Here is a 25,276-nt window from a genome sequence, read left to right on the forward strand (position 1 = left end):
CTTTATCGTTCTGCTGCGGGTATTAGTCCGACGAGATCATTCGCCAATCGGGTGGTCAGTACCGTGGCTCCGTCGGGATCCAGGTGCATATCGTCGAGAAACGAGTCTTCGGCAATACCGCTGAGGTGTCGGTAGTCCAGCAGCGGAACCTGCATGTCGCGCAGCAGGCGCGCAAGGCTATCATCGATCTCGTAGGGGAGATCGCGCACCGGCATTGCCATGACAACCAATTGCGTACCATTTTGTGACAGGTCGGTAATCAAGTCCTGCAGAACGGTGTAACTGAAAACCTGCGATCCGGCCGCATCTGCCGCGTTTCGCAACCGGCGGTTGTTTTCCTGAGTCATCTGCTGATAGTGCGGAATCAGAATGCTCAGGACACGGTTGCGAACAGTTTCACGGTGCGCATAGGTGCGGAGTGTTCGTGCTGTCAGGAACTCACCAATTTCGGCGCTCGTCAATGTCTTGTGTTCGCGAATATTCAACAGGTCATCCGCTGAACAGAAGAATGCACCGAGGCGGGTAGGCAAAATTCGGGACTGATCGCTGAGCTGGTTCCAACCGAACCCGAGAACGATAGTGGCCGGATAAACATCCCGATCGAGAAACTGGTTGTCAGCAATACAGGACCAGGACCAGATCGTCGTTGCGTCAGGCACGATCTTGTTCATCGTGGTCACGTTGTGCCCACTTTCGTTCAGGAGCTTGCGCGCAATGTCGGCGTTGACGCCGTTATTGGTGAGCGAATTGCCCATGAACAAGATGGATTCCGGGTCGTCAGCTTTGTAGTCAGCGGCCAGGTCGTCGATCTCGTTAATGTGCTCGATATTGCCAGACAGGCGGTCCTCTACGGTTCGTAGAACGACATCACTGAACAGGAGGGCACCAAGCACGGCAAGTACGGTCAGGAATTCGCCGCGGCGCTGGCGAAGAGGCTGACTTATTTGGTCCATAGGCTACTTATCTTATTGTTTGTTCGATAAATGATAGCGCCTGCAGGCTCGCTGACGGTATCACGGGGTCCCGGCGTTGTGATCCGGTTCACGAAATTTCGCTGCGCGTTCGTCTCTCGCCGCCGACAAGTCGGCAGGTCATGATGGCGGTGTTATTTCGGCACGCCGTGCATCCGTGTCGATAACTTCTATGTTCAAGCCAAAACCGCAGAAAAGAAAGGCGATCGGGTTGTCGTCGAATGCTTCACCGGGCTGCGGCTTGGTTATCAGTCGAGCGCCGGAATTAGTCAGGTGCTGTATCGCTTCGGTGCCATCGTCGGCGCGAAAGCACAAATGGTGCAGGCCACCGCCTTTCTTGACGAAATCGACAAGTGGTGAATGCATATCGACAGGTTCAATTAACTTGAGGTTTATTGAGCCGGCTTTCTCCAGAAACTGCACTACCACCTGTTGCCGGGTGTTGGTGACTTTTTCAGTTCGCGCGCGGTAGCCAAACATCTGGCAGAGCTTTTCGCGAGCCGGGTCGATTTTCCTGACAGCGATGCAAACGTGATCCAGATTCATGTGGCTGTGCCTTTTGATCGTGCGCGGGTGCGGCTATCAAGCCGCTTCATGGGTCGTTGCTTGCTGGAAGTGCCTGTCGAGCCAGTCGGCTGATACTTGCAGCATGTCCGCTTCCCATTCGCGGAACGAGAATACGTGATTGGCATTCTCCACGACGTGCAATTCGTAGGCATCGGCAACGTTTCTCAATTCGTTGGCGTAAGGCTGTGCAAATTTTTCGTCAAAATCCCAGTACAGCCGGTCCGCGCCGCTGAAGACCAGCAGAATCTTGCGCCCGCTGTTCGCCATCTTAAAGAAAGCTTCTGGAAACAGTGGGTTAGCATTTGAATCCGGCTGTTTGGCCGGTTCAACGGCAGTCGCTGCCGGTGTCGCCTTTTTGCGGGTAAACAGTTGGGCCAGTGCTCGTCCGATGCTGCGGAAGTCACTCTGAAAGGTGAGCAGGCGAAGCCATGATTTCGGATTGAGCAAGCGTTGCACATAGCCTTTGCGCAGTGCGGCGAGCTCGCCCTGGCTGGCGAAGCGAGTTCTGTCAGCAGCGCCCATGGCCAGCGTTACGGTCATGCCCAGCGACAGCAGGCCGACGACACGTTGCTCGTTCTGGGCGAGCAATATACTGCTGATTGCGCCACCACACAGGCCGCCGAGAATAAAGGTGTCAACACCGCGTTCGTTCTGCAGCCAGTCCAGCGCGTCGATACCGTCATTAACGAACGCGCCGTTCTCGGTATCGTTGTAGACTTCGGCGAGTAATTCCTTCCCCAGTTCGCCTTCGGAATCACCCAGCCCATAGAAGTCGAACTTGAATACGGCATAGCCCTGCTTGAGGAATGCCTCGGTCATGCGGTTGTACAGCCGGTGTGGACCAACCCGCATTTTTACTCCCGGCGACAAGAGCACGATCATTGGCCGCTCAGGGTTCTGGCTGACGGGGGAATGCAAGGTTCCAAAGAGGAGCTTGCCATCGCGGTTACGAAAGGTGACTGCTTCAGCGCTAACTGCCATTGTGTTGCTCCAGCCAACTCAGTGTTTCGGGGACGAGGGTGGTCGTGGTTGAAGTATAGGGCTTAATTTCCCGCCAGAACGCCGGTTCTTCGACCTTCAGGAAATCACTGGAAGTAAAGTGCTCGCTGAGTTGGACAAACTCAGGCCGGTCTTTCTGCTTGATGTTGGGTGCTATCTGCACGACGAGCGCCTTGCCAGACAGCCTGGATTTTGCCGATGTCAGCAGGTCGATTTTTCCGCATTGATCGTAGAAATCGTGCGAGATCAGGTAGCCATCTACGTTGGCAGGTTCGCCGGCAGCGAGCTTTTCGACCAGCTTTTCACGGTTGTCACGGACCTTGCCGTACACCGCAAGCTGCGTACTCAGGTTTATGCGCAGCAATTCCTGCATGTATTTCTCGCCGGAGACGATCGGCTCCCACAGCATTAAGTGGCGGATGCCATCGTGCCGGGCAGCATACTGGCTGGCGAGCGCGGCGCCGAAGCGCAAGCCGAGCAGGTCGATACTCTCCAGAGTAGGGCAATCAAGACGCAGTTGCGCTACGGCGGTGTGGATGTCCTCCAGATAACATTCAGCACCGTAGTCTTCCGAATGGCCGGCGCTATCGCCGTGCCCCCGAAAGTCGAAACGAAGGACTGCCATGCCGAGTTCGGCGGCACGGCGGGCGAAATTGACATAGACCCGGTGGCTCCAAAGTTTCTCCTCGCCAAATGGATGGCACAGGACGATGCCTTGCCTGGGTTTGGCGTTTTTCGGCATGTGCAGAACCGCAAACAGTGCTTCATCCGCGTCAGCAAAGAAAAAAGGTCGTTCAGTATTTTGCATGTTGTTGATTTTATTGGGGTAGAAGACGGTCTGGTCGGAAAGCCAGCAATTCTTGCAGAACCCGGGATATCTGCAAGTGCACAGGCCGCAATTTTCGTCTTGACGCAGTTCACAACTGCCGTCGCCGCCGTACGCCTGTGGCCGGAATCAGAGCCGGTTCAACGCCTGGTCGACAGCGTTGCGGAACGCTTTGTTCATGGAATCCAGGCGGTATTTTGAGTTGGCGGTGAGTTTCGCCTGGGCACCGAGCGTCGTCGCGAGTTCCGGAGATTCGGCGAGGGTCCGTACTTTGTCGGCAGCATCGGCGACATCACCTGGACGGTAATAGAAGCCGCTCTGCGCATCGTCGATAGCCTGCGTGACAGAGGCAATGTCCGGCACCAGCGTCGCCAGCCCGGAATTCATGAATTCCAGAATGGCTAACGAGAAGGCTTCGCTGGCGGATGCGTGAATGGCGAAGGAGCTCGATCGCAAAATATCCGGCACATCGGAGCGTCTGCCGATAAGCCTGAACCACTCGCTGAGGCCCTTGCTTGCCACGAGTTCGGTCAGTCTTTGGAGGTCTGGCCCATCGCCACAATGCACGAATACCACGTTCTTGCCCTGGAGCTCGTGCACATAGTAATTGGCTACCTCAATCAGGAAATCGATGCGCTTGCGCCGATCAGCTCGGCCGGACGACACGCAAACCCGGGTGGCCGGGTCTATGCCAAGTAGCTCGTGAATGTAATTCGGGTTCGCGGCTGGTACAGCAATGGGTTCGACGCCGTTCTGAATGGTGACCAGCTTGTTGGCCGGTATTCTTGCACTAAGCTCAGCTTTCTCGCTCATGTACGGCGAGACACAGAACTGCAAATCACAATTGAACGGCGGAATTTTCCGGAGTATCGATTTGACCATCCCCCTGATGCCCGCTGTATTGCGGTTCTCGCCGCCGGAATGAGCATGGTTGATGAGGGTCTTGGCGCCGGCCAGCCTAAGTGCGACGTATCGCCAATTGCTGAACGTTCTGTCACTGAAGTAAAGCAAATGCACGCGCTGCTGGCGGATGAAGCGGCAGGCGCGCCAGAGTTCACTGAAGGTTCTCCCCGGCACACGAAGGAGTACGGGGGTCAATTGAGAAGAGCTTTTGATGTGAGGCGGCAACTTTCCCTGTACAGGATAAGCGAGCAGGGTGCGCACTCCTCGCTGCTCGGCCAGTTCGCCGAACTGCAGCCAGAAATTCTCCATGAGCCACCACGAGAAGCCTTCGTCCGGCGCGTAGTTGCCTACCAGCAATACGCTGTTGCCAGCATTATTCGGGTCGACGTTGTTAATGTCTTCTGGGAAATCCTCGTAACCGTGCTCAGGGTTCTGATCAGTTGGTCCGGGGAGTGGAGGTTGAATGCTTGTATTCAGCACGCGGGATTTGGTGACCACTCGTTCATTCTGAATTGTTACTTATGCCAGCTGATACTTGGCAAGAGGCGCCGAATATACAGTGGCGACGGTCCTGCTGATACAGCAAGCTGCTGATTTTACGTACTATTATCTACAAGGATGCGTGTGTTATGTCTGGTTTGGTGTTTGTAGCTGCATGAACCCTGTCGATGCCACTACCACCCTGCCTGCAAATGACACGCCGCCCTCCCGGGCGGCGTGTCGATGCTTATTGCAGTGTGGGCGGCATTGGGATCTTTGGGGGATCGACAAGCTCCGACGTGACGCCGATGACTTCGTCACCTGTGACGTACGCGCCAAGGTTAATTGCGCCGCCACCGAACATGTTCAGAATATCAAGGCCCGCGTTCAATGCCGGTGAAGCTCCGCTCAGACGGAAATTGCCGCCCGCTGCATTTACCAGCATTGGATCGGATTGCATGCTGCCGACCAGATCCTGATTGAAGTTGCTTTGCCAGCTGGAAAGCGAGTGGTTTGCGTAGGCAATTCTGGCGAGCGTGCCGACGGATGAATAGATGTTATTCGAGAAGGTGATGTTACTTACGTCAGTAACGTCTTCACCCTGGATACCGTAAGAACTGTCCAGAATAATGTTGTTGCGAATTACGACATCGCGGTAACCACTCGTGCCCGGCTTGACATGAATGCCAAGGTTGTTCGCGTACAGGGTGTTGTTGGTAACATCAATGTTGGCAGGGCTTGAGCCGTTATAGCCTATAAATACAATGCCGGACCCGGAATTGTGGACGATGTTCTGATATGTCCGGGCGCCGAACGCAGTGCCAGCGTCATTGACAATGCCGTGCGTAATGCCAACACCGAGGTTGTACAGCAGGTTATAGCGCACGGTAATTCTATGGTTCGCGGTTCCGCCGTACGCGCCTTTAATAAAGATGCCGCCCTGTGAGTCATGGATTTCATTGTGCTCCATGACGATACCGCTTGAATCATAAAGAATGATTGCTGAGCCATTGTACTGGTTCGATGCACCGCGGTTCTCAAACAGGTGGTTGCTGCGAATCAATGAGTCAGTGGAGTACTCGATTCGAATAGCACTGTGATTGTCACCCCAGTTGACCGTCTTGCCGCGCACAGTCAGGTTCTGAATCGTAATGTTGCTGGACCCCCAGACAACGACCGGGCCGGTGTCGGCTTTGGTGTCTACATTGATCTCATCAATATAGAAGCCGTCCCAAACAATGTACTGACGGTTCAAAGTACCGATAATTGGTTCGCCGATAGTGCTCGTGTTCGATTGCAGACTAACTACGCCTTCTGCCCGAATAGTAATCGGGTCACCAGGACGACCGTCGTTGACCGGATTGTAGATCGGTTCGTAACGTTCGCCGGTTCCCTGGGTCGTTGCATAGACGCCAGCTCTGACGATGACGGTATCACCGGCCTGTGCAGCTTGTCCGGCGTTCGGGCTGTTGATGTTTGTGCTGCCCCACATCGCGCGGCCAAGTGTCGACCAAGGACTGCTGGCACTGTTCTGTGCATAGCTCACACTGTCGTCGCCATTGGCGCCATCGACATAGAGTTCCTTGGATTGAATGCCAGTTGCTCCCAGCATCATTGCGACAAACAGTGCAAATGCGTGGCTGCCGCGGCGTTTGATACGTCCTGTATCCCCGTGTTTGCGGGTCCATATCCGAGTAGTCATTTCCTATTTAACCTCGTTAGCCGTCCGTCCGGCTTGTAATGCATCTTGTGTGTACTTGCTCATGGTCGCGTATGCCGCTGCCGTGAGATGACTGCCGTCGTCGACAGCAAACTCGCTCTTCCGTGTTCCATCTGAGTCCGCGAGTAGTGATTCAAAATCGAGAACCGTTATGCCTTTGGAGCGAGCGAAGTCTTTGAGCCAGATATTGACCTCTTTCACGTGCCCATTGATCATGCTCTGATAACTGGTCTTGCCCAGAATGTCGCCGATAACGCTGGCAGCCCAGTTCGCAAACCCGGCTTCACCACGAATTGACACTTCTGTTGCAAGTATGACTTCAATTCCTTCCTTTTCTGCAGCGGCAACCATTGCTTTGTAACCGCTTTGAATGCGTTGTTTCGTTTCCTCCATCTTCCCTGGTTCTGCACGGAAGATGTCATTGATAAAACCCCAGATTAAGACCTTGGCAGGTTCGAGCGCGACAACGTCCTCGTCGAATCGCTCGTGCATGTCAAAAGACTCATTGCCTCCTATCCCTCTGTTGACCACCGGGTGACCGGCCAGTTGTTCAATTGGCCAATGGGCCGCGTACGAGGCTCCAAGTATTACCGCTGGAGCATTCTTGCTTGTCATTGTTTCCTGCTGAGCTCCAACCGTCGCTGAAAAGAAAAGTACGGCTAATAATAGGTGTCGGACGTGTAATCGCATTGTCAGTGTGCCGTTGTCGTTCGTTGTCGTGTCTCAGGTCTGGTCAACTTCAATGGCATATGTTCACAGCTCCTTGATGCCTTTGACCCGCAAATGCAGGGCAGGTTTAGTTTACGACTCGCATGACGTCGTTGGAAAAGCTGCTTTCTATGCCGTACTGATTCACGGCGGTAGCGACAAAGTAATAAGTGCCAGGTGCCAGATTCTCAACTTGATAAGACGACAGGCCCGGATTGTCGATGTAAACGTCGTTCGGATACTGGCCGCGCGTCATGCCATAGTAGATTTTGAAGGCGGCGTGATCGGTAAACGGTGTACCGTCGGTGTTTACCGACGGGGCAGCCAGCGACAAAGTTGCGGAGCCCAGGCCTGATTGGGTAACGGTAATCGAGAACTGGCGAAGTACGACGGTTGCCGTGCCATCCGATACGCTAATGGTGATGTTGCTGTAGGTGCCTTCATTGCCCAGCAATGGCTGTCCCGTTAGCTGCCCGTTGGCGGCATTGAACGTAGCCCAGTTGGGACGATTCTCAATCGAAAACGTCAACGAATCGCCGTCCGGGTCGGTGGCGTTCGGGGTAAATGTATAGGTCTGCCCGATCGTAATGGCGGAGGCGGGGCTGCCGGATATGACCGGGGCCGTGTTTCCGTCCTGACCTGGCGGTGGCGAATTGCCGTCGCCGTTATCGACTTCCCCGCCCGCCGTCAGGCAGCCACTCAGTGTCAGCAGCAACGACAGGATGGCAATAGTGCCGATCGACTTGGACAAAACTAGTTTCATTACCGTACCTCGTTCGATGTTTCGAGCGTCAGCTGCTGATTTCGTCTATGCAGCTTTGCAAACACTCGAGCAACCGTGGTTCTCGAAATCCGGTAAACAGGAACTATTCGGGCAGGTGCCGGTAGATAGCGTCCGATAGTGCGATCGCACTTCAGGCTCTGGCAACCCCGCTGTCATAGGTAAAACCCGTAGACCGGAAGCTTTGCGTCCCTGTCTTTCGACAGGTTTGCCATTTACAGTACAGCCAAGTTATAGCACTGGACCGACTGCAGGCAAGGCCCGTACCTGTAAACTTTGAAGTCCATCATGATTTAAGTTCACAGGCCGCTTATGTCACATGGCCAGAACGTCTTTTGTTGTCGATACACTGGCATCGCAGAAGTCTGGTGGGCAAGGAACGCTCGCGTTCAATACCCCGTCACATCGGGCTTCAGCTTTATTAGAGCAAGTACCGTGCCACTAATTACTAATGTGTTTAGAATCAGAGCAGTTACGTCTAATTCGGTCTCGCTCTATGGGCTTGCATCGTAGCAATTTACGAATTTTCTGTCGCAATTCCCTGACGCTGTTTAAGGTCTTTTCTAGCTAACAGGGGCTAAGTCCTCAGCATTCCTGTGGTTTTGTTTCGTCGCTGTTCGGCGACAGGTCCGAAGCGCTTGAAAAATCTGCGCAAAGTTTCTGACCGCGTAAATGGCCGGGTGAGGAGGTGGGCAAATTTCGTGGGCCGGAACTGCCCGCTGGCGCAGAGCTGGCCTGGCTTTCTGCTACTATTGCCAGCCTTTTTCACCCGCAGGAACAGACCCTTAAATGACCGTTCGTACCCGATTCGCTCCGAGCCCAACCGGAGTGCTCCATCTAGGCAGTATTCGCACTGCGCTTTTTTGCTGGCTGTACGCTCGCCACACCGGCGGTGAGTACCTCGTAAGAATTGAGGACACCGACCGCGAGCGGTCGACGGATGAAAACGTAACGGCGATTTTCGAAGGGTTGTCGTGGCTTGGCATTACTTCGGATAAGGAGCCGGTCTATCAGACCCGGCGCTTTGACCGGTACCGCGAGGTCATTGCGCAGTGGCTGGACAACGGCAAGGCCTATCATTGTTATTGCAGCCGGGAGCGGCTGGCGGCTGTCCGCGAAGAGCAGATGGCAGCCGGGCTAAAAACCCGCTACGACGGTCGGTGTCGTGATGGTGCGGAGCCCGTTGATGGAGTAAATCCGGTTGTGCGCTTCCGCAATCCCACGGACGGTGACGTGCTCGTAGAGGATCTTGTTCGTGGCGAAGTGGTCTTCAGCAATCGGGAGCTGGACGACCTGATTATTTGCCGCTCCGATGGCACGCCGACTTACAACTTCACAGTAGTGGTTGACGATGCAGACATGGGTATTTCACACGTAATCCGCGGCGACGACCATCTCAACAATACACCGCGGCAGATGAACATGTTTGCGGCACTGGGCGTCACGCCGCCCGGTTTCGCGCACCTGCCAATGATACTGGGGCCCGATGGCGCCAAGTTGTCCAAGCGGCACGGTGCTGTCGACATCCGTGACTACCAGCAGCAGGGCTATTTGCCTGCAGCGCTGCTTAACTACCTGGTACGGCTTGGCTGGTCGCACGCTGATCAGGAGATCTTCTCAGTGGAGGAGATGATCGAGTTGTTCGATATCGCGAACGTCAACCAATCCGCCTCCGCTTTCAATCCGGAAAAGCTCCGCTGGTTGAATCAGCAGCACATCAAGGCGATGCCAGCTGATGAACTGGGCACCTTGCTGCGGCCGTTCCTTGAACGGGCTGGATTGGCTGTCGACTCAGGTCCGGAGCCGTCGGCGGTTGCCGACGCCTACCGTGAAAGGGCAGAAACCCTGGTGGAGCTGGCCGCGAGCTGCCAGTACCTGTACAACGATTTTGCCGAGATCGATCCCAAGGCGGCGAAGAAGAACCTGCGGCCGGTCGTGCTGGAGCCTCTGCTGGATGTGCGCGAACGACTGGCGGCATTGCCGGAGTGGCGGGCTAAAGAGCTCATGGAGGCCATTGAAGCCAGCGCAGCGGCATTTGAGCTCAACATGGGTAAACTCGGTCAGCCGCTGCGGGTTGCCGTGACCGGCAATGGGGTTTCACCGCCCATCGATATTACATTGGAGTTGATCGGCCGGGAGCGTAGTCTGCAGCGCCTCGATCGTGCGCTCGAATTGGTTCGTGACAGGGCTGCAGCCAGTTGATAGCAATACGCTCAGGGATTTTCGGTTCTGCCTTGACAGCGCAGGCATGGCTACGTAAAGTCCCGGCCTCCGTGGGGCTATAGCTCAGCTGGGAGAGCGCTTGCATGGCATGCAAGAGGTCGGCGGTTCGATCCCGCCTAGCTCCACCAAAAAATCGCGACTGACGACTAGCAACGGCGTTGCAACAGTTTCAGTCCCCATCGTCTAGAGGCCTAGGACACCGCCCTTTCACGGCGGTAACAGGGGTTCGAATCCCCTTGGGGACGCCATAATTATTAGCCCGCGCAGCGCGGGCTTTTATTTGCCTGCTGATACCGGGTGCGGGCAAGCGATGGTCGCAGATCGGGCATAGTTCGCCGGCTTCACTGACGCGCACTGTGACCAGTAACACTGTCAACCCTCGCCATGGGCACAGACGGAGCTCGGGTGGGCTTGAATTGGACGAGACCTGATGACGTGGAGTAGCGCTTCAGCGAGAGCATCCCGTCTTCCATTCGTTCGATGACACCGCTGTTGCAGCCGTAGTCGCGCATCATCTTGCGCACACGCTGATTTGCGGCGGAAATGCGGCCATTAGCAACCAGCTGATCAGCCACTGACGCCAGACAGTCATTAGGCTTGATTGTTCCTGCGTTCCGGAAAGTGGCTTCAAACTCTTTGTTGACATTGAAATTGGAGTTGATCGTATAGCCTTCGCTTCTGGCAATCTCGTCGCCGGGGAGTTCGCTTGTTGTAGCTGTCAGTACGTTGGTTGTAACGGTGCAGGAGACGGCAACTGCGCTCAGGCAGCGAGCGTAGTTCTTCGGGTAGCTCAAAAGGTATGCCGCCGTTGCTGGCTCGATCAGGCGAATCTGACCAATGGCCCGCTTGCACAGACCACCGGTTTCCCGCAAGGCTTGTATGAAGCGTAACTGATACTCATGCTCTGGCGACGTGTTACCCGGACCGGAGATTCCATACCGCTGGAGCGACCGATCAAGAAGCGTTGTTTCAAAAGTCGGCAATTTGACCCTACGCACCTCTTGTCGAGTGGTTAAGCGCCGGGATGCCGATACTCGTGTTGATTCATGCTGCCGAGGTGCAGTCCGGTGATGTGCGCCGCGCATTACATTAGCTCATAAAGTCGTGACGAATCATCGTTTGTCGTTCTGTGCTGCGGGCGGCAGCATGGCACCGTCTCTCTAACGGATTCCAAATCGGCGACTTTCATGGCTAATCAAGCGAAGTTCCAACCCTCAGCAAAAGCACAAGCATTCCTGGATACGGTTCAAAAAGGCAAGTATAAGCGTGAAATTATCACCGGACTTGCAAAGTTCCTTGATAAGAAAGTGCCCGAGGATATGCAGGGCTTCTATTCAAAAAACGAGTTGCAGACACTCGTCGACCTGCGTGGGACCAATGCCGATGTTGAGTCGCGGATGCCCGTAAAGATTACCCGGCATTATTTTGATCTGGCGAAAAAGAGCGCTGCGATCCAGACGCTCGTCAAGGCCAGCCCAAAGGAAACCTACGACCTTGAGGGTGCGCCAGATCCAGGCAAACAAATGGATTACAGCCCGGTTGAAGGTCTGATTCACAAATACGAGCTTGGCTTGATCTATGTCGCATCGACCTGTTCGGCGCATTGCCGCTTCTGCTACCGGGAAGAGCTGATTGCCAAGAAGGAAGTAGCGCGTCCGGATGGCACGATCGCACCGAAAGGGCTCGCGCAAATTCCGGAAATCGTGGCTTATATTGAAGAGCACAACAAACAGGTCGCTGAGAACGGCGGACGTCATCCCAAGACCGGGCGTGAAAAGCTCCGTGAGATTCTTATGTCTGGCGGTGACCCTATGGTGCTCGGCAATAACAATATCGCCGAATGGTGGTCGGCTCTTGCAGACGCGGGAATAGAATCCATCCGGCTCGGCACAAAAGAACTGGCGTTCTATCCCGACCGGTTCGACGAAACGTTTTTTGACATGGTGGACAAGTTCCACGAAGCCTACCCATCGACGCAGATCCGCTTCATGGTGCACTTCAATCATCCGGATGAGTTTTTAGCCAAGGATGAAGAGGGTAACTACATCGATGATCCTGATGGTGGACTGGAGTGGGTTCCGAGCACGAAGCGCAGCATTAAGGAACTTGGCAAGCGGGAATGGCTAAGCATTGACAATCAGGCCCCAATTATCAAAGGCATCAATGGTGATCCGGATGCATTGCGAATCATGCAGCGCGAACTGCGCAGAAACCGGGTTGAGAATCATTACTTCTTCTGTGGACGGGACATTATCGGGCATAGAGCATTCAACCTGCCAATTGAAGACGTGTGGAATATTCTTAACGAGTCGCAGAAGGGCTTGTCGGGTGTCGAAAGTCATGCGCGCCTGTCTATCACTCATTATCGAGGCAAGACTGAAGTTGTTGCCGTAACCAACGAGCCACTCGCCGGGATACCTGGTACAGAAAACGGCGTCGTCATTCTCAAGTTGTTGCGCGGTGCTGCGGATGCTCCGGATCGCGGCAAAGTGGCGATCGTTGGACGTAATCCGGACGCAATCTGGTTCAGCGGCTATGAAGACCGGGTGATTTACGACGAGGCCGGACTGTTCGACCAAGTGGAAGAGCAGGTAGTGGAAAAGCCTCTCTTGCAGCAAGCATGATCGGAAGGGCGTACTGAAATGACTTTTGTAGTGGGTCAAAACTGCATTCGGTGCAAAGATACGGATTGTGTCGAAGTATGTCCTGTCGATTGCTTCTACGAAGGACCGAATTTCCTGGTAATCAACCCGGATGAATGCATCGATTGTGAAGATTGCGTTCCGGCCTGTCCGGAAGATGCGATATACGCAGAGGACGACGTTCCGGACGATCAAAAAGCGTTCATCGAACTCAATGCCGAACTCGCGGAAATCTGGCCGAATATCTCGGAGAAAAAAGACAGGCTTCCAGACGCCGATAAATGGAGCGGGGTTGCCGATAAGCTCAAGTACCTTGAACGCTAGAGTTGTAACGTCGGTTCACTCCTATGATTAATAAGATCCGAGAATCGGCCGCCGTAGCGGTGGCCGATGTTCACGATGGCGCTACCGTGTTGATCGGTGGCTTTGGTGAGGCCGGTAGCCCCATTGAGCTGATCCACGCGTTGATCGACCAGGGCGCACGCGGACTTACTGTGGTGAATAACAACACCGGCAGTGGCCACGTCGGTCTGGCCGCTCTCATCGAGAACGGCCGGGTGGCAAAAATGATTTGTTCCTTTCCGAGAACGACGAACTCGACGGTATTCCCTGATCTGTATTCGAGGAACGAAATCGAGCTCGAACTGGTTCCACAAGGAACACTGGCGGAAAGGATTCGTGCGGGCGGCGCAGGAATCCCCGCTTTCTACACGGCTACATCCATCGGGACCTTGCTGGCGGAAGGTAAAGAGGTCAGGCAGTTCGACGGCCGCGATTACGTGTTGGAGCCTGCGCTGAAAGCGGATTTTGCCCTGATAAAATGCCGTTGCGCGGACCGATACGGCAATCTCGTGTACAGCAAAACGGCCAGAAACTTTGCACCCATCATGGCAACAGCGGCGACGACGACCATCGTTCAAGCCAATGAAATCGCCCCCGTTGGCGCATTGGACCCGGAGTCCATTGTTACTCCAGCGATCTATGTGAACCGCGTTGTCGAGATTCGATCCCCCCTTCAGGAGTCTGAGCTTGTGGCCAGCCAGGTGCGGTACCCATGAGTACGCATGTTGAGAACGCGGCTGGATGGAGCCGGCAGGAAATCGCCAGAATGATTGCGCGCGACATTCCGGATGGCTCCTACGTGAACCTGGGTATTGGTATGCCGGAAAGCGTTGTGAATCACATTCCGGAAGACCGTGAAGTGATCTTTCATACCGAGAACGGCCTGCTCGGAATGGGGCCCGCGCCGGAGCCGGGCAGAGAGGATCCCGAATTGATAAACGCCGGCAAGAAGCATGTGACAGCTGTCGCCGGAGCGGCCTATTTTCATCATGCCGACAGCTTCGCGATGATCAGGGGCGGGCACATTGATATTTGCATCCTCGGCGCCATGCAGGTTTCGCAATCGGGTGATCTTGCCAACTGGTCGATGGGCGCAGCAGACGCTGCACCCGCGGTTGGCGGTGCAATGGACCTGGTTGCTGGAGCGAAACAAGTGATCGTGGCCACTCAGCACTGTACAAAATCGGGTGCGCCGAAACTTGTGGACAAGATCAGCCTTCCGGCGACCGGTCTCGGCGTGGTTACCCGGGTCTACACGGACCTTGCCATTCTCGCTGTTGGCAATGGCGCCTTTGAGCTGCTGGAACTTGCACCGGGCGTTGAGCTGAAAACACTGCAGGACAAAACAGGGGCGCCAATAGTGATTCCTGCTAAGTACTCTGCCGAACAGGCAGCAGTTTGATGAGTACCAACAACGACTCAATCGCGAGCGACGAGCGTTCTCGAAGCGAGCTGCTCTACGATCGCGCTCAACACGTCATGCCCGGCGGCTGTAGCCGAAACACCGTCTTGCGGAAACCGCACCCGTTCTACGTTGATTTCGGCAGTGGCTGCTATGTCACCGACCTTGATGGCAACCGCAGAATAGACTTCGCCAACAACATGGCGTCGCTGATCCATGGTCATGCCAACGAGGCGATAGTTGCTGCGGTTAGTGCGCAATTGCGACGTGGAACCGCATTTACTTTGGCCACGGAGCAAGAGGTTCTCTACGCCGAAGAGATGGTTGATCGCAGCGACTCGTTTGAAAAGATTCGCTTCGTAAATTCGGGTACCGAAGCGGTTATGAGCTGCTTGAAAGCGGCCCGCGCCTACACAGGGCGGCCAAAAATCGCGAAGGTGGAGGGCGCCTATCATGGTCTGTACGACTTTGCGGAAGTCAGCCAAACCTCGAACCCGGGCAACTGGGGAGATGCGGCACAGCCAGCCAGCGTCCCGGTTGCACACGGAACGCCGCAGTCTACCCTGAATGACGTCGTAGTCATTCCGTTCAATGACGCCGCCAGGTCGATCGAGATTCTCGAAAAGCACGTTGCTGATCTGGCCTGCATTTTGCTGGATCTTGTTCCGCACCGCATCGGCTTGGTTCCGGCTCAAAAAGAGTACGTGCAGGCATTAAGACGGTGGACGAAAAAGAATAACGTCCTCCTGGTGTGCGACGAAGTTATTACTTTTCGCTGCGGTTTCGGCGGGGCGCAGGAACATTTGGACGTGAGTCCGGACTTGACTGCCATGGGCAAAATGATCGGCGGCGGTTTTCCTGTCGGCGCCATTGCAGGCTCGTCCGCGGTCATGGAAGTGATGAACCCGCTTAAGTCACCCGTGTTATTCCCTCATTCCGGCACATTCTCAGCGAATCCGGTCACTATGACCGCTGGCCGGGTTGCCATGCAATTGTTCGATCGAAGCGCGGTCGACGCCTTGAACGCGCTTGGGAGTACGGCGCGGCAACAACTGACAGAAGCAATCTCGGTTGCCGGCGTCGCGGCCTGTGTTACGGGAAGCGGTTCGATGTTCAGAATATTGATGAAGCCGGAGGCTCCGGCGAATTATCGCAGTGCGTATGCAAGTGCGGCAGAAAACCAGATCTTGCAGTCCTTTCTGGATTACGTAACAGCGAATGGAATTCTACTAATTGGAACTGGCGCAGGAATGCTGTCAACGGCAATGGGTCAAAAGGAAATAGACCAGCTTTGCGAGACAGCGTTAGCCGGATTTAGACACTTGAAAGCGAACGGCGGATTGTAAGATGACGATGAAAACTGAAGTAGCTGAGTTACTGGTGAGATTGGGCGTGCCCGCGTCCCAAATCGATACCGGCACACTAAAAGTCACCACGCCGTTGACTGGCGAAGAGATTGGCTCTGTAAAAAAAGCAACTGTCGAAGACGTAAATGCTCAAATTGAGACAGCACACGCGGCCTTCCTGCAGTGGCGCCTGGTGCCCGCACCGCGGCGTGGCGAACTGGTCCGCCTGTTGGGCGAGGAACTTCGAAAAGCCAAAGACGATCTTGGTCGACTCGTCAGTATTGAGGTTGGAAAGATTCCTTCAGAAGGTCTGGGCGAAGTTCAGGAGATGATCGACATCTGTGATTTTGCGGTCGGTCTGTCACGGCAGCTATACGGCTTGACGATTGCCAGTGAACGACCCGGGCACAAGATGACCGAAGTTTGGCACCCACTGGGTGTTACCGGTGTTATCAGCGCGTTTAACTTTCCAGTCGCTGTGTGGTCCTGGAACACGGCATTGGCGCTGGTTTGCGGCAACAGCGTGGTGTGGAAGCCATCGGAGAAGACACCGCTCACGGCGTTGGCGTGCACAGCGATCATGGATCGCGCAGTGGAACGATTTGCTGATGCGCCGGCGGGCTTGCATCAGCTGGCGCTGGCGGACCGGGTAGGGGGAGCCGCGCTGGTTGAGAGCCCCCGTGTGCCCTTGATATCCGCCACCGGGTCCACGGCCATGGGGCGCCAGGTTGGACCGCGGGTTGCGGAGCGCTTCGGCCGCAGCATCCTTGAGCTCGGCGGCAATAATGCCGGCATAGTCAGCGAGCAGGCGGACCTGGATATTACGCTGCGAGCGGTGGTGTTCAGCGCGGTCGGTACGACCGGACAGCGGTGCACGTCGATGCGGCGCTTGTTGGCGCATGACACGGTTTATGACGAGTTCGTGGCCAAGGTGAAGAAAGCCTACGCGACGGTCACTGTTGGCAACCCCTTGGCCAGCAACTCCCTGGTCGGCCCGCTTATCGACAAGTTCGCCTACGAACAGATGCAGAAAGCGCTGGCCGATGCGCGTGCACTTGGGGCAACAGTGACAGGCGGCGAGCGGGTCCTGGAAGACGAGTACCCGGATGCTTACTACGTGCGACCGGCTTTGGTGGAAATGCCGGAGCAAACCGGTCCAATGCTGGAAGAGACGTTCGCACCGATACTCTACGCGGTGCGGTATACGAATTTGGCCGATGCTCTGGACACCCACAATGCGGTCGGAGCGGGTTTGTCGTCCGCCATCTTTACGCTGAACATGCGTGAATCGGAACAGTTCCTGGGCGCGGCTGGTTCGGACTGCGGTATTGCCAACGTCAATATCGGTACGTCCGGCGCCGAGATCGGTGGCGCGTTTGGTGGCGAGAAAGAGACCGGTGGCGGCCGTGAGTCCGGCTCAGACTCCTGGAAAGGGTATATGCGACGTGCGACCAACACGATCAATTACTCTACTGAATTGCCGTTGGCGCAGGGCGTGTCGTTCGACTTTTAATGACAGTCTGTGAGCAATCCCGTTGCTGTCCTGGCTGCCAGTGACGGGATTCTCGCCAGTTCGGCGAGCTGTTGGCTTAACTGCAGACACGGCGCGGAGTCTGGCGTTCGTTGCAAGCTGGTGATCCTGCTGAACCGCTCTTAAATCTGTCGCACCGTGCCCGCTACCCCAGCGACGGTGCGCCGCGCCTGGGGCAACGCAAGATTGCGCTGTCACGCCAGTACCGAAGCATGCACACAAAAAAAGCCCTGTTCTCCACAGGGCTTTTGTTTGAGCGTTTTGCCGCTCCCTGGCAGTAAACCGATAGGAAGTGCGATTGCGCGGGCGGGCGTTTCGTTCTATGCCTGTGACTGCAGGTAATTCTCCGTGCCCATTTTGTCCAGCAGGCTGATCTGCGTTTCCAGCCAGTCGACGTGCTCTTCTTCGGATTCGAGGATGCTCGCGAACACTTCCCGGCTGATGTAGTCCTTGTTCGCCTCGCAATAGGCTATCGCGGCTTGCAGGTCGGGCAGGGCTTCCATTTCCAGCTTCAGGTCGGCGTGCAGGATCTCGGGCACGTCTTCGCCAATGTTGAGTTTGCCCAGTTCCTGCAGATTAGGCAGGCCTTCGAGGAACAGAATACGGGCGATGAGCTGGTCCGCGTGCTTCATTTCATCGATCGATTCCTCGTATTCCTTGTCGCCGAGTTTGTCGAAGCCCCAGTCTTTCAGCATTCGGGAATGCAGAAAGTACTGATTGATGGCGGTGAGCTCGTTCTTGAGAACGCGATTGAGGTGTTCGATGACGGTGCGGTCGCCTTTCATATGGCACTCCGTGTGCTGGGTAGAGAACGCCAATGATAGTGGCCGCCCGCGCAACTGCAAGCAGCCATACTGGCAATCAAAGTGAGAATGACTTTGATTTGCGGCACGTTGCTGTGCCCGGACGCGTGGGGATCTGATTTCCAGCTACACGCGTCGGCGCAAGACGCACGGAGGAGAGCTAAGCGTGAACGGGTACGTACAGGGTTGGCGTTGCCCGGTGTTGCTGACCGTGAACTTCATTGAGAATTTCGCGTGCGTGGTCCGCGCAACTGCCGCAACGGGTAGCTACGCCGAGCTGCTCTTGTAACTCATACAGGTTTCCGGCGCCGGTTGCGGCGGCACGGCGGATGTCCTTGTCGGTTACAGCGTTGCAGATACAGACATACATGCGCGGTTTTCCAGTCGTTCAACGTGAGCTTATTTAAACGCTAATGAGAATGATTGTCAATAAGATTACTGAATACCAAGGGGTGAGGAAAAATACTGTTAAAACAATTAATTATAAGAGAAAGATAATGTTGATTGTTGGTGAGGTCTAAAGAAAATGCGAGCTAATGCCCCTGCAGCCGCTGATTGTTCGGGCACTGCTGCCGGCTGCCTCGCGGTCGGGCAGCAGCCCGGGAGTGCCACAGGACGCCGCGTTCTCTGCTATTCAATGTCGTTGTATACGTCGATCCGGCGCGCAGCTGGCAAGCGATACAGACCTGTCGACTCTCCCGGCCGGTGTGGGTATTTGGGCCGAACAAATTTTGTGTATCCAATAGGCAGTAGCTGATGTGACGCAAGCCATGCCATCGGTCGCGTTAACGTGGCAACATTGCGGGTCGCTGGGTCGCATGTCCAAAGAGAGAAGGGGAAAAATTGAGCGAATCGAGCCGCAAGCTTTTGATCGTCGAAGATGATCCGGGTCTGCTGAATCAGCTTAAATGGTGCTTTGAAAGCTATGACGTAGTGACTGCCAGCGATCGATCGTCGGCCATTGCCGAGCTTCGCCGCCACGAACCGTTGGTCGTACTCCAGGACCTGGGCCTGCCGCCCAATCCCGATGGTGTGGAAGAAGGCCTGGCAACCCTCCAGGAGACCGTGAAGCTGTCGCCATTCACCAAAGTCATTGTCGTTACCGGCCATGGCGATCAGCAAAACGCATTGCGTGCCATCGCCTTGGGCGCTTACGATTTCTATCAGAAGCCAGTTGACACCGACACGCTGCAACTCATTGTTGATCGCGCTTTCAATATTGCAGAGCTGGAAAGCGAGAACCGGCGACTGCAGGCGGTAGCGACCCAGTCGCCGCTCGAGGGCATTGTGGCGGCCAGTGATGCGATGTTGCAGGTTTGTCGCATGATCGAAAAAGTCGCGCCGACCAACGTAACCACCTTGTTGCTGGGTGAGTCAGGTACAGGCAAGGAATTACTATCCCGTGCGATCCACCGTCTTAGCCCGCGGCGCGACAAGCGTTTCGTGGCGATCAATTGCGCCGCTATTCCTGAAAACCTGCTCGAATCCGAATTGTTTGGCTACGAAAAAGGGGCGTTCACCGGCGCTGCGAGACAGACGCCAGGCAAAGTCGAAATGGCTGACGGGGGCACGTTGTTCCTTGACGAGATCGGCGACATGCCAATGTCACTGCAGGCAAAGATGCTCCGGTTTCTGCAGGAGCGGGTGGTCGAGAGGGTTGGTGGTCGCGAGGAAATACCGGTTGATGTGCGGGTGGTCTGTGCAACCAACCAGAATCCGGTTGAACTGATCAAACAGGATCTTTTTCGTGAAGATCTCTATTACCGCGTGTGCGAGATTACTATCGATATACCACCTTTCCGCGATCGGGAGGAGGGCCGGCTGATACTGGCGCGGGTGCTCTTGAACAAGTACGCCGAACAGCAGAAGCGGGCGATCAGTGGTTTCTCGGACGACGCGGCAGAAGCCATTGAAGCGTATTCCTGGCCCGGCAACGTTCGGGAGCTGGAGAACAAGGTCAAGAGCGCCGTGATAATGGCCGACGGCAAGCAGGTCACCGCGGCTGACCTCGGGCTTGCGGGCGTGGATGCCGAAGAAGAGACACTGAACCTTCGCGAAGTACGGCAGCACGCCGAATCCAAAGCTATCCGCAAGGCGCTGATGAAGAACTTCGGCAATATTTCCCGCACAGCGGAATTGCTTGGGGTTACGCGGCCGACGCTGTACGACTTGTTAAGCAAGTACGGCCTGTCTGCCGAAGCCTACTCGAAGCGCGCTAACGAAACCAAAGAGTGACAATTGCCGTAACGGTAACGCCGGTTGCCTAAAACCCTGAACAAGGCATTATTCTGCGCCACCGGGTATTGCTGTACGCGGCTGGCTAACGAACCTTAAACGCATCCGGGTTCAGCTCGTGGCGTGCGAGCAGTTTGTAGAAATCCGTACGATTGCGTTTTGCCAGGCGTGCGGCCTGACTAACGTTGCCACCCGTGATCTGCAAAATTTGCGACAGGTAATTGCGGGTGAATTCATCGCGGGCTTCGCTGAATGAGGCGAGCTTACCGGCGTGCTCGCCCAACGATGTTTGTACCAGCTCACCGCTGATTACGGGTGAGCGAGATAGCGCGACGTTCTGGCGCACGACGTTGTAAAGCTGGCGAATGTTGCCCGGCCATTCAGCGGTTACCAGCAACTCAACAGCTTCCGGGGCATACACTTTGCGGTCAGTATCCCCATCCGCGGCCAGTTGCTGCAGAAAGTGCGAGACCAGCAATGGGATGTCTTCGCGCCGCGCATCAAGTTCAGGCAGATTGATGTTGACGACGTTCAGTCGGTAATAGAGATCTTCACGAAAACGACCTTCGCGCATCATGTCCTGCAGATCGCGGTGGGTTGCCGAAATTATGCGTACGTCAACCTGAATAGCTTCGGTGCTGCCAACCGGGCGCACCTGATTTTCCTGTAACACTCGCAACAATTTGACTTGCAAACGCATCGGCATGTCACCGATTTCGTCCAGCAACAAGGTGCCACCCTCGGCCGATTGAAAGAGACCTTTGTGGCTGCGCGTAGCGCCGGTGAAAGCTCCTTTTTCGTGGCCGAATAATTCGGATTCCAGGAGGTTCTCGGCCATCGCGCTGCAGTTGATCGCTACAAAGGGTTTGTTGCGTCGCGGGCTTGCGCGATGTATCGCTTGCGCCAGCAGTTCCTTACCCGTACCCGATTCACCATTAATGAGTACGCGCGCATCTGTTGCGGCAACCATCTTGGCCTGCGCCAGAATTTCCTTCAGCTTCGGGTTGCGAGTAATGATCTCCTCGCACCAGTTGTCTTCGACATCGGCCATTGGGGAGCCGGAAATTTTCATCGCGCGTTCCACCGCGCTCATGAGTTCATCTTTGTCGATAGGTTTGGTCAGGAATCCGAATGCACCGCTTTGGGTGGCAGTCACGGCATCCGGAATGGTTCCGTGAGCGGTGACGATGACAACCCGCAAGCCGGGAGACCGGCTCTGCAATTCTTTGAGCAGACCGATGCCGTCCATCTTGTCCATGCGCAGGTCGGTAATGACAAGATCCGGTTGGAAGCGATTGACCACTGCCAACGCTTTCTCGGCACTTTCGACAGCTTCAACATCGTACTCTTCAGCGCGAAGTCGAATGCTTAACAGGCGCAACAGTCCGGGGTCATCATCAACCAGAAGAATTCGGCCTTTCGTAGTGCTGTTTTTGCTCGCCATGGACTTACTTTATGTGAGATCCGGGCCGCTATTATGGCGCGTGTACGATGAATTGTCCTGCCGGGTTTGCACTGTCGCCGATAGGTGACAGTTGCGGAGCTGTACGAACAACAAGGCTATTGCTGATTGTTTCCGTTTTCTGTCTGTTCGCGAATCGAACGTTCGATGGTCGTGATGGCCTCGAGTTTCTGTTCTGCCTCTGCCAGTGACTTGCGAAGGTCACGGTTCTCGGCTTCGACCCTGGCCAGCCGCTGTTCCACGGCGCGTTGTTCAGTATCCGCAGTGCGTGACGACTGTTCCCGTAACCGGGCCGTTTCCTGGCTCAGCATCAGCCTTTGTTCCACGCTGCGCAGGTGGACGGTCGCAAGCGCAATTTCACCGCTGGTCAGCAGCTCCGTTTGCGACAGCAAGTCGCGCAAAATATCCTGTGCGCGGTCCTCATCTGTCTCGGCGTGGCCGGGTGTGGCAAGTACCAGCGCAAGTCGTAATCGGCTTGACGGGTTGGGGGTTAACGCCGCCGTTGTTTCCGCATCGGCAAGTATCTCCGTCTGCGTTGCCGGATCGCCATTGGCCAGTGCGTAAAGTTCCTGCACGTAAGTATCGGTATCCGGGGCACCGGTAGCGGCGGCCGGGTCATCGCTGACGTTTGCCCGTTGGCCGCGCAACAATTCATCCATTTGCGCACAGCCGTTCAGTGCCGTGGTCAGTAAGACGACCGACAGTGCGCGCTGGAGCAATGGGTGTATTGGTCTAGGCATTCGCAGCAATCCTGGGTTGTGCAGCCGCCTGACTTTGCGGAATGTGTATGCGGAAATACGCGCCGGAAAATTCGTCGGAATCAATAAGCTCGACTGAGCCATCATGAGCCTGAATACATTCAAGTACAACTGACAAACCTATACCGGTTCCAGCTACCTGCCCACCTTGTTCACGCTTACCCTGAAAAAAGGCATCGAATATACGCGGTTGTTCATCGGCGGGTATGCCGGGCCCTGTGTCTCCAAACTCAAGCACAAATTGTCGCTCCTCACGTCGGCCCCGAATAGTAATCAAACCGCCTTTCGGTGTGAACTTAATTGCGTTCGAAAGCAGGTTGTCCAGTACGGTGCGAATCTTGTCGCGGTCCGCGTTTATGATTTCGTCCTGCACATCAAGCCGCAACTGAATCTGACCTGCTTTCAGGGCCAGTCGCTGCGCCTTGGCGACCGCAACGGCAAGCGCGCGTATCGGAAAGTCACTGCGGGTGAGCACTTCATTTTTTGTCTGCCACGCACTGAAACTGAGCAAGTTCTCTATCAGTTGCTGCAACTTGAGGCCGTTTAAGCGGAGGATGTCAGTGACCTCGCGCTGCGCTGGTTGCAGGTCGCCAACGGTCCCGTCCAGCAGCAGCTCGGTGCCTTCGCGAATGTTGGCCAGCGGCGTCTTCAGCTCGTGAGACATGTGGCGAAGGAATCGGTTCTTTTCCTGTGCCAGTTCGAGGAGTCGCAGACGTAGCCAATCGAGTTGGTGGCCCAGCTTCTCCAGGTCGGTCGGGCCGCTGATGCGAATCGGCTTGGAAAAGCCGCTTTGACCCAATTGATTTATCGCCTGATCGATTTGGCGAATAGGCCGGGCAACCAATAAGGTAAAAAACAGGACCACTACAATGGTTCCCGGTACGAGCGCGGCGGTTTGCCACGCGGAGATTTGTTGAGCGTTGCGGATGTTGTCCTGCAATTCTTCGACCTGACGCTCAATATGATCGCTCAGTTGTACAGTGAGGCGGGTGACGTCTTGCCGCAATGGCGCGAACTCCGACAGTGCCTGCACGGTGCTCTCGGCATTGGCGACAGGTTGTAACAATGCGGTCACAATACTATCGGCTTTGGCACTGACGCTGCTGGCCGGCTCCTCAGCGGCGGCCAGTGTAATCATGGGTGACATGATCTCCAGGCGGGCTTGCAGTGATGCGAAATCCTGGCGCAACAATTCCCGGCTGTCGTCACTCTGTAATACCGCATGCTGCCGCGCAACCCGTTCCAGCGAGCCCACTTGTTCGAACAACAGTCGGTTTTGTTCCGCGGCGGCAACGCCGGTAATGACGAGTTGTTCACTTTGCTCGGCAAGCCGGTCCAGGCTGAAGAGGGCCCAGATGATTGCCAGCAGGAGAGGTGCCGCTACCAGCCCGAATCCCACCAGGATCAGGCCATTGAGCGAACGAGGGCGACGAAATTTCATTGGCGGAGTTTAGGGCCTGTCAGCGAGAAATGCAGCCACGCAACCGGACCTGGCCTGTCGTTACGGGATGCGTCTGGCCGGAACCTCAGCCGCTGAGGGCCGGCCATGCACCTTAGGCAGCCCAATAGGCGGACTTGTCGCCAGCGGCAATCTTGCGTTCCCATGCCAGGCTGGTGCGCACGATGGTATCGAGATCGTCGTATTTGGGCTGCCAACCCAGAACCTTGTGAATCTTGGCAACTTCGGCAACCAGCTCAGGAGGGTCGCCCAGACGACGGGCTTCTTCGACAATATTGAGCGGTTTGCCGTTGACCCGCGCAACGGCCTCCAGCACCTCGCGCACGCTATAGCCGTGGCCGTAGCCGCAGTTCAAGGTGGCCGGTTTGCCACCATTGCGCAGGTAGGTCAGTGAATCGACATGGGCTGAGGCCAGGTCTTCGACGTGAATGTAATCCCGCAGCCCTGTGCCATCGGGCGTCGGATAATCAGTACCGTAAACGTATACCTGGGGTCGGCGACCAACGGCCGCTTCGCAGGCTACCTTGACCAGCAAAGTGGCTTTCGGCGTTGACTGGCCGATTCTGCCGCCGGGTTCGCAACCCGCAACGTTGAAATAACGCAGGGCAACATAGCTGGGGCCGCCCGCTTGTGAGAGATCCCGCAGCATCCATTCGGTCATCAGTTTCGACGTGCCGTACGGATTGATCGGTCGGGTCGGGGTCGTTTCAGATGCCTTGCCCGTCTCCGGGACGCCGTAGACCGCCGCCGTCGAGGAGAACACCACGTGTTTGACGCCGGCCTTGTGCGCGTGCTCAAGCAGGGTGCGGCTGCTGGCAGTATTGTTGCGATAATATTTCAGCGGATCGCTGACCGACTCAGGCACAACAGTGTGTGCGGCAAAATGCATCACTGTGTCAATGTCGTTTTTGGCAAACACTTTTTCAAGCAGCGCGTCATCCCCGGTATCGCCAATGATCAACTTGCCGCTGGTCACCGCTTCCTTGAAGCCGGTCGACAAATTATCCAGAACAATGATGTCTTCACCCTGTTCACCGAGTTGGCGAACGACGTGGCTGCCGATGTAACCGGCTCCGCCAGTCACGAGTATGCTCTTGTGGCTCATGCGCTGTTTCCTG

At 55.6% G+C, this 25,276-nt stretch carries 24 protein-coding genes, 2 tRNA genes and 1 riboswitch; of the genes, 11 read left to right on the forward strand and 15 right to left on the reverse strand.

The features are described 5' to 3' along the window. Nucleotides 1-2: 2 nt before the first annotated feature. From BA177_RS06900 to BA177_RS06915, 4 genes are all read right to left on the reverse strand, one after another. Nucleotides 3-953: a hypothetical protein gene (locus BA177_RS06900; protein WP_068614617.1), complete on the reverse strand. Its 951-nt coding sequence runs from the start codon at nucleotides 951-953 to the stop codon at nucleotides 3-5. Between the two features lie 138 nt (nucleotides 954-1,091). Beyond that, nucleotides 1,092-1,517, reverse strand: a complete 426-nt coding sequence (locus tag BA177_RS06905) for a VOC family protein (protein WP_068614619.1) — start codon at nucleotides 1,515-1,517, stop codon at nucleotides 1,092-1,094. A 36-nt stretch (nucleotides 1,518-1,553) separates the two neighbouring features. Continuing rightward, entirely contained in the window at nucleotides 1,554-2,519 is a 966-nt protein-coding gene (locus BA177_RS06910; RefSeq protein WP_068614621.1) for an alpha/beta fold hydrolase, read from the reverse strand. Beyond that, entirely contained in the window at nucleotides 2,509-3,249 is a 741-nt protein-coding gene (locus BA177_RS06915) for an alpha/beta fold hydrolase (RefSeq protein ID WP_231892517.1), read from the reverse strand. Before BA177_RS06915 ends, BA177_RS06910 begins: the two co-directional genes overlap by 11 nt. Here BA177_RS06915 and BA177_RS18880 point away from each other — a divergent pair. Beyond that, nucleotides 3,130-3,564 carry a hypothetical protein gene (locus tag BA177_RS18880; RefSeq protein WP_231892539.1) on the forward strand — a complete coding sequence of 145 codons (435 nt, stop codon included), beginning with the start codon at nucleotides 3,130-3,132 and terminating at the stop codon, nucleotides 3,562-3,564. The genes BA177_RS06915 and BA177_RS18880 overlap by 120 nt on opposite strands. On the opposite strand, the gene BA177_RS06920 is transcribed toward BA177_RS18880, so the two are convergent. The 4 genes from BA177_RS06920 to BA177_RS06935 form a co-directional block, all read right to left on the reverse strand. Continuing rightward, a complete protein-coding gene (locus BA177_RS06920) occupies nucleotides 3,493-4,764 on the reverse strand; it encodes a glycosyltransferase family 4 protein (protein ID WP_068614624.1) in 1,272 nt (423 codons plus the stop codon). The genes BA177_RS18880 and BA177_RS06920 overlap by 72 nt on opposite strands. A gap of 229 nt (nucleotides 4,765-4,993) precedes the next feature. Next, nucleotides 4,994-6,448 carry a right-handed parallel beta-helix repeat-containing protein gene (locus BA177_RS06925; RefSeq protein WP_156762728.1) on the reverse strand — a complete coding sequence of 485 codons (1,455 nt, stop codon included), beginning with the start codon at nucleotides 6,446-6,448 and terminating at the stop codon, nucleotides 4,994-4,996. Between the two features lie 3 nt (nucleotides 6,449-6,451). Continuing rightward, nucleotides 6,452-7,081 (reverse strand): GDSL-type esterase/lipase family protein, encoded by a 630-nt coding sequence (locus tag BA177_RS06930; protein WP_197493373.1) that lies wholly within the window; start codon nucleotides 7,079-7,081, stop codon nucleotides 6,452-6,454. Between the two features lie 181 nt (nucleotides 7,082-7,262). Then, nucleotides 7,263-7,937 (reverse strand): putative Ig domain-containing protein, encoded by a 675-nt coding sequence (locus BA177_RS06935; RefSeq protein ID WP_068614631.1) that lies wholly within the window; start codon nucleotides 7,935-7,937, stop codon nucleotides 7,263-7,265. A 157-nt stretch (nucleotides 7,938-8,094) separates the two neighbouring features. Beyond that, nucleotides 8,095-8,178, reverse strand: a riboswitch (cyclic di-GMP riboswitch). A 566-nt stretch (nucleotides 8,179-8,744) separates the two neighbouring features. Here BA177_RS06935 and gltX point away from each other — a divergent pair. The 3 genes from gltX to BA177_RS06950 all read left to right on the forward strand — a co-directional run bounded on the left by gltX (nucleotide 8,745) and on the right by BA177_RS06950 (nucleotide 10,426). After that, the gene (gene gltX / locus BA177_RS06940; RefSeq protein ID WP_068614633.1) at nucleotides 8,745-10,157 is read left to right on the forward strand and encodes a glutamate--tRNA ligase; all 1,413 of its coding nucleotides are present in this window, start codon (nucleotides 8,745-8,747) and stop codon (nucleotides 10,155-10,157) included. 73 nt (nucleotides 10,158-10,230) lie between these two features. Continuing rightward, a tRNA-Ala gene (locus BA177_RS06945) sits at nucleotides 10,231-10,306 on the forward strand. A 44-nt stretch (nucleotides 10,307-10,350) separates the two neighbouring features. After that, nucleotides 10,351-10,426, forward strand: a tRNA-Glu gene (locus BA177_RS06950). Between the two features lie 93 nt (nucleotides 10,427-10,519). On the opposite strand, the gene BA177_RS06955 is transcribed toward BA177_RS06950, so the two are convergent. Then, nucleotides 10,520-11,263 (reverse strand): hypothetical protein, encoded by a 744-nt coding sequence (locus BA177_RS06955; RefSeq protein ID WP_156762729.1) that lies wholly within the window; start codon nucleotides 11,261-11,263, stop codon nucleotides 10,520-10,522. 102 nt (nucleotides 11,264-11,365) lie between these two features. Here BA177_RS06955 and BA177_RS06960 point away from each other — a divergent pair, with 102 nt between their 5' ends. From BA177_RS06960 to amaB, 6 genes are read left to right on the forward strand one after another with little or no spacing between them, the layout of a single operon-like run. Continuing rightward, a complete protein-coding gene (locus BA177_RS06960) occupies nucleotides 11,366-12,802 on the forward strand; it encodes a KamA family radical SAM protein (protein ID WP_068614638.1) in 1,437 nt (478 codons plus the stop codon). 18 nt (nucleotides 12,803-12,820) lie between these two features. Beyond that, nucleotides 12,821-13,144 (forward strand): ferredoxin FdxA, encoded by a 324-nt coding sequence (gene fdxA, locus BA177_RS06965; RefSeq protein WP_068614641.1) that lies wholly within the window; start codon nucleotides 12,821-12,823, stop codon nucleotides 13,142-13,144. A gap of 23 nt (nucleotides 13,145-13,167) precedes the next feature. Further along, nucleotides 13,168-13,878 (forward strand): 3-oxoacid CoA-transferase subunit A, encoded by a 711-nt coding sequence (locus tag BA177_RS06970; RefSeq protein WP_068614643.1) that lies wholly within the window; start codon nucleotides 13,168-13,170, stop codon nucleotides 13,876-13,878. Then, nucleotides 13,875-14,564, forward strand: a complete 690-nt coding sequence (locus BA177_RS06975; protein ID WP_068614645.1) for a 3-oxoacid CoA-transferase subunit B — start codon at nucleotides 13,875-13,877, stop codon at nucleotides 14,562-14,564. The genes BA177_RS06970 and BA177_RS06975 overlap by 4 nt, the downstream gene beginning before the upstream one ends. After that, nucleotides 14,564-15,910: an aspartate aminotransferase family protein gene (locus BA177_RS06980; RefSeq protein WP_068614646.1), complete on the forward strand. Its 1,347-nt coding sequence runs from the start codon at nucleotides 14,564-14,566 to the stop codon at nucleotides 15,908-15,910. Before BA177_RS06975 ends, BA177_RS06980 begins: the two co-directional genes overlap by 1 nt. A gap of 1 nt (nucleotide 15,911) precedes the next feature. After that, entirely contained in the window at nucleotides 15,912-17,423 is a 1,512-nt protein-coding gene (gene amaB / locus BA177_RS06985; RefSeq protein ID WP_068614660.1) for an L-piperidine-6-carboxylate dehydrogenase, read from the forward strand. Nucleotides 17,424-17,761: 338 nt separating this feature from the next. Here amaB and bfr read toward each other — a convergent pair whose 3' ends face one another. Both bfr and BA177_RS19170 read right to left on the reverse strand, forming a co-directional pair. After that, complete coding sequence (gene bfr / locus BA177_RS06995) at nucleotides 17,762-18,226, reverse strand: bacterioferritin (RefSeq protein ID WP_068614681.1); 465 nt, start codon at nucleotides 18,224-18,226, stop codon at nucleotides 17,762-17,764. A 178-nt stretch (nucleotides 18,227-18,404) separates the two neighbouring features. Further along, nucleotides 18,405-18,614 (reverse strand): bacterioferritin-associated ferredoxin, encoded by a 210-nt coding sequence (locus BA177_RS19170; protein ID WP_068614692.1) that lies wholly within the window; start codon nucleotides 18,612-18,614, stop codon nucleotides 18,405-18,407. A 473-nt stretch (nucleotides 18,615-19,087) separates the two neighbouring features. Here BA177_RS19170 and prsR point away from each other — a divergent pair, with 473 nt between their 5' ends. Continuing rightward, complete coding sequence (gene prsR, locus BA177_RS07005) at nucleotides 19,088-20,479, forward strand: PEP-CTERM-box response regulator transcription factor (RefSeq protein ID WP_068614701.1); 1,392 nt, start codon at nucleotides 19,088-19,090, stop codon at nucleotides 20,477-20,479. 85 nt (nucleotides 20,480-20,564) lie between these two features. On the opposite strand, the gene BA177_RS07010 is transcribed toward prsR, so the two are convergent. From BA177_RS07010 to galE, 4 genes are all read right to left on the reverse strand, one after another. Beyond that, the gene (locus BA177_RS07010) at nucleotides 20,565-21,923 is read right to left on the reverse strand and encodes a sigma 54-interacting transcriptional regulator (RefSeq protein WP_068614713.1); all 1,359 of its coding nucleotides are present in this window, start codon (nucleotides 21,921-21,923) and stop codon (nucleotides 20,565-20,567) included. Nucleotides 21,924-22,039: 116 nt separating this feature from the next. After that, complete coding sequence (locus tag BA177_RS07015; RefSeq protein ID WP_156762730.1) at nucleotides 22,040-22,681, reverse strand: hypothetical protein; 642 nt, start codon at nucleotides 22,679-22,681, stop codon at nucleotides 22,040-22,042. Then, complete coding sequence (locus tag BA177_RS07020) at nucleotides 22,674-24,140, reverse strand: sensor histidine kinase (RefSeq protein WP_068614733.1); 1,467 nt, start codon at nucleotides 24,138-24,140, stop codon at nucleotides 22,674-22,676. Before BA177_RS07020 ends, BA177_RS07015 begins: the two co-directional genes overlap by 8 nt. Nucleotides 24,141-24,252: 112 nt before the next feature. Continuing rightward, on the reverse strand, nucleotides 24,253-25,263 hold the full coding sequence (galE, locus tag BA177_RS07025) for a UDP-glucose 4-epimerase GalE (protein WP_068619016.1): 1,011 nt from the start codon (nucleotides 25,261-25,263) through the stop codon (nucleotides 24,253-24,255). Nucleotides 25,264-25,276 lie beyond the last annotated feature (13 nt).

Source organism: Woeseia oceani (assembly GCF_001677435.1).
Lineage (GTDB): Bacteria > Pseudomonadota > Gammaproteobacteria > Steroidobacterales > Woeseiaceae > Woeseia > Woeseia oceani.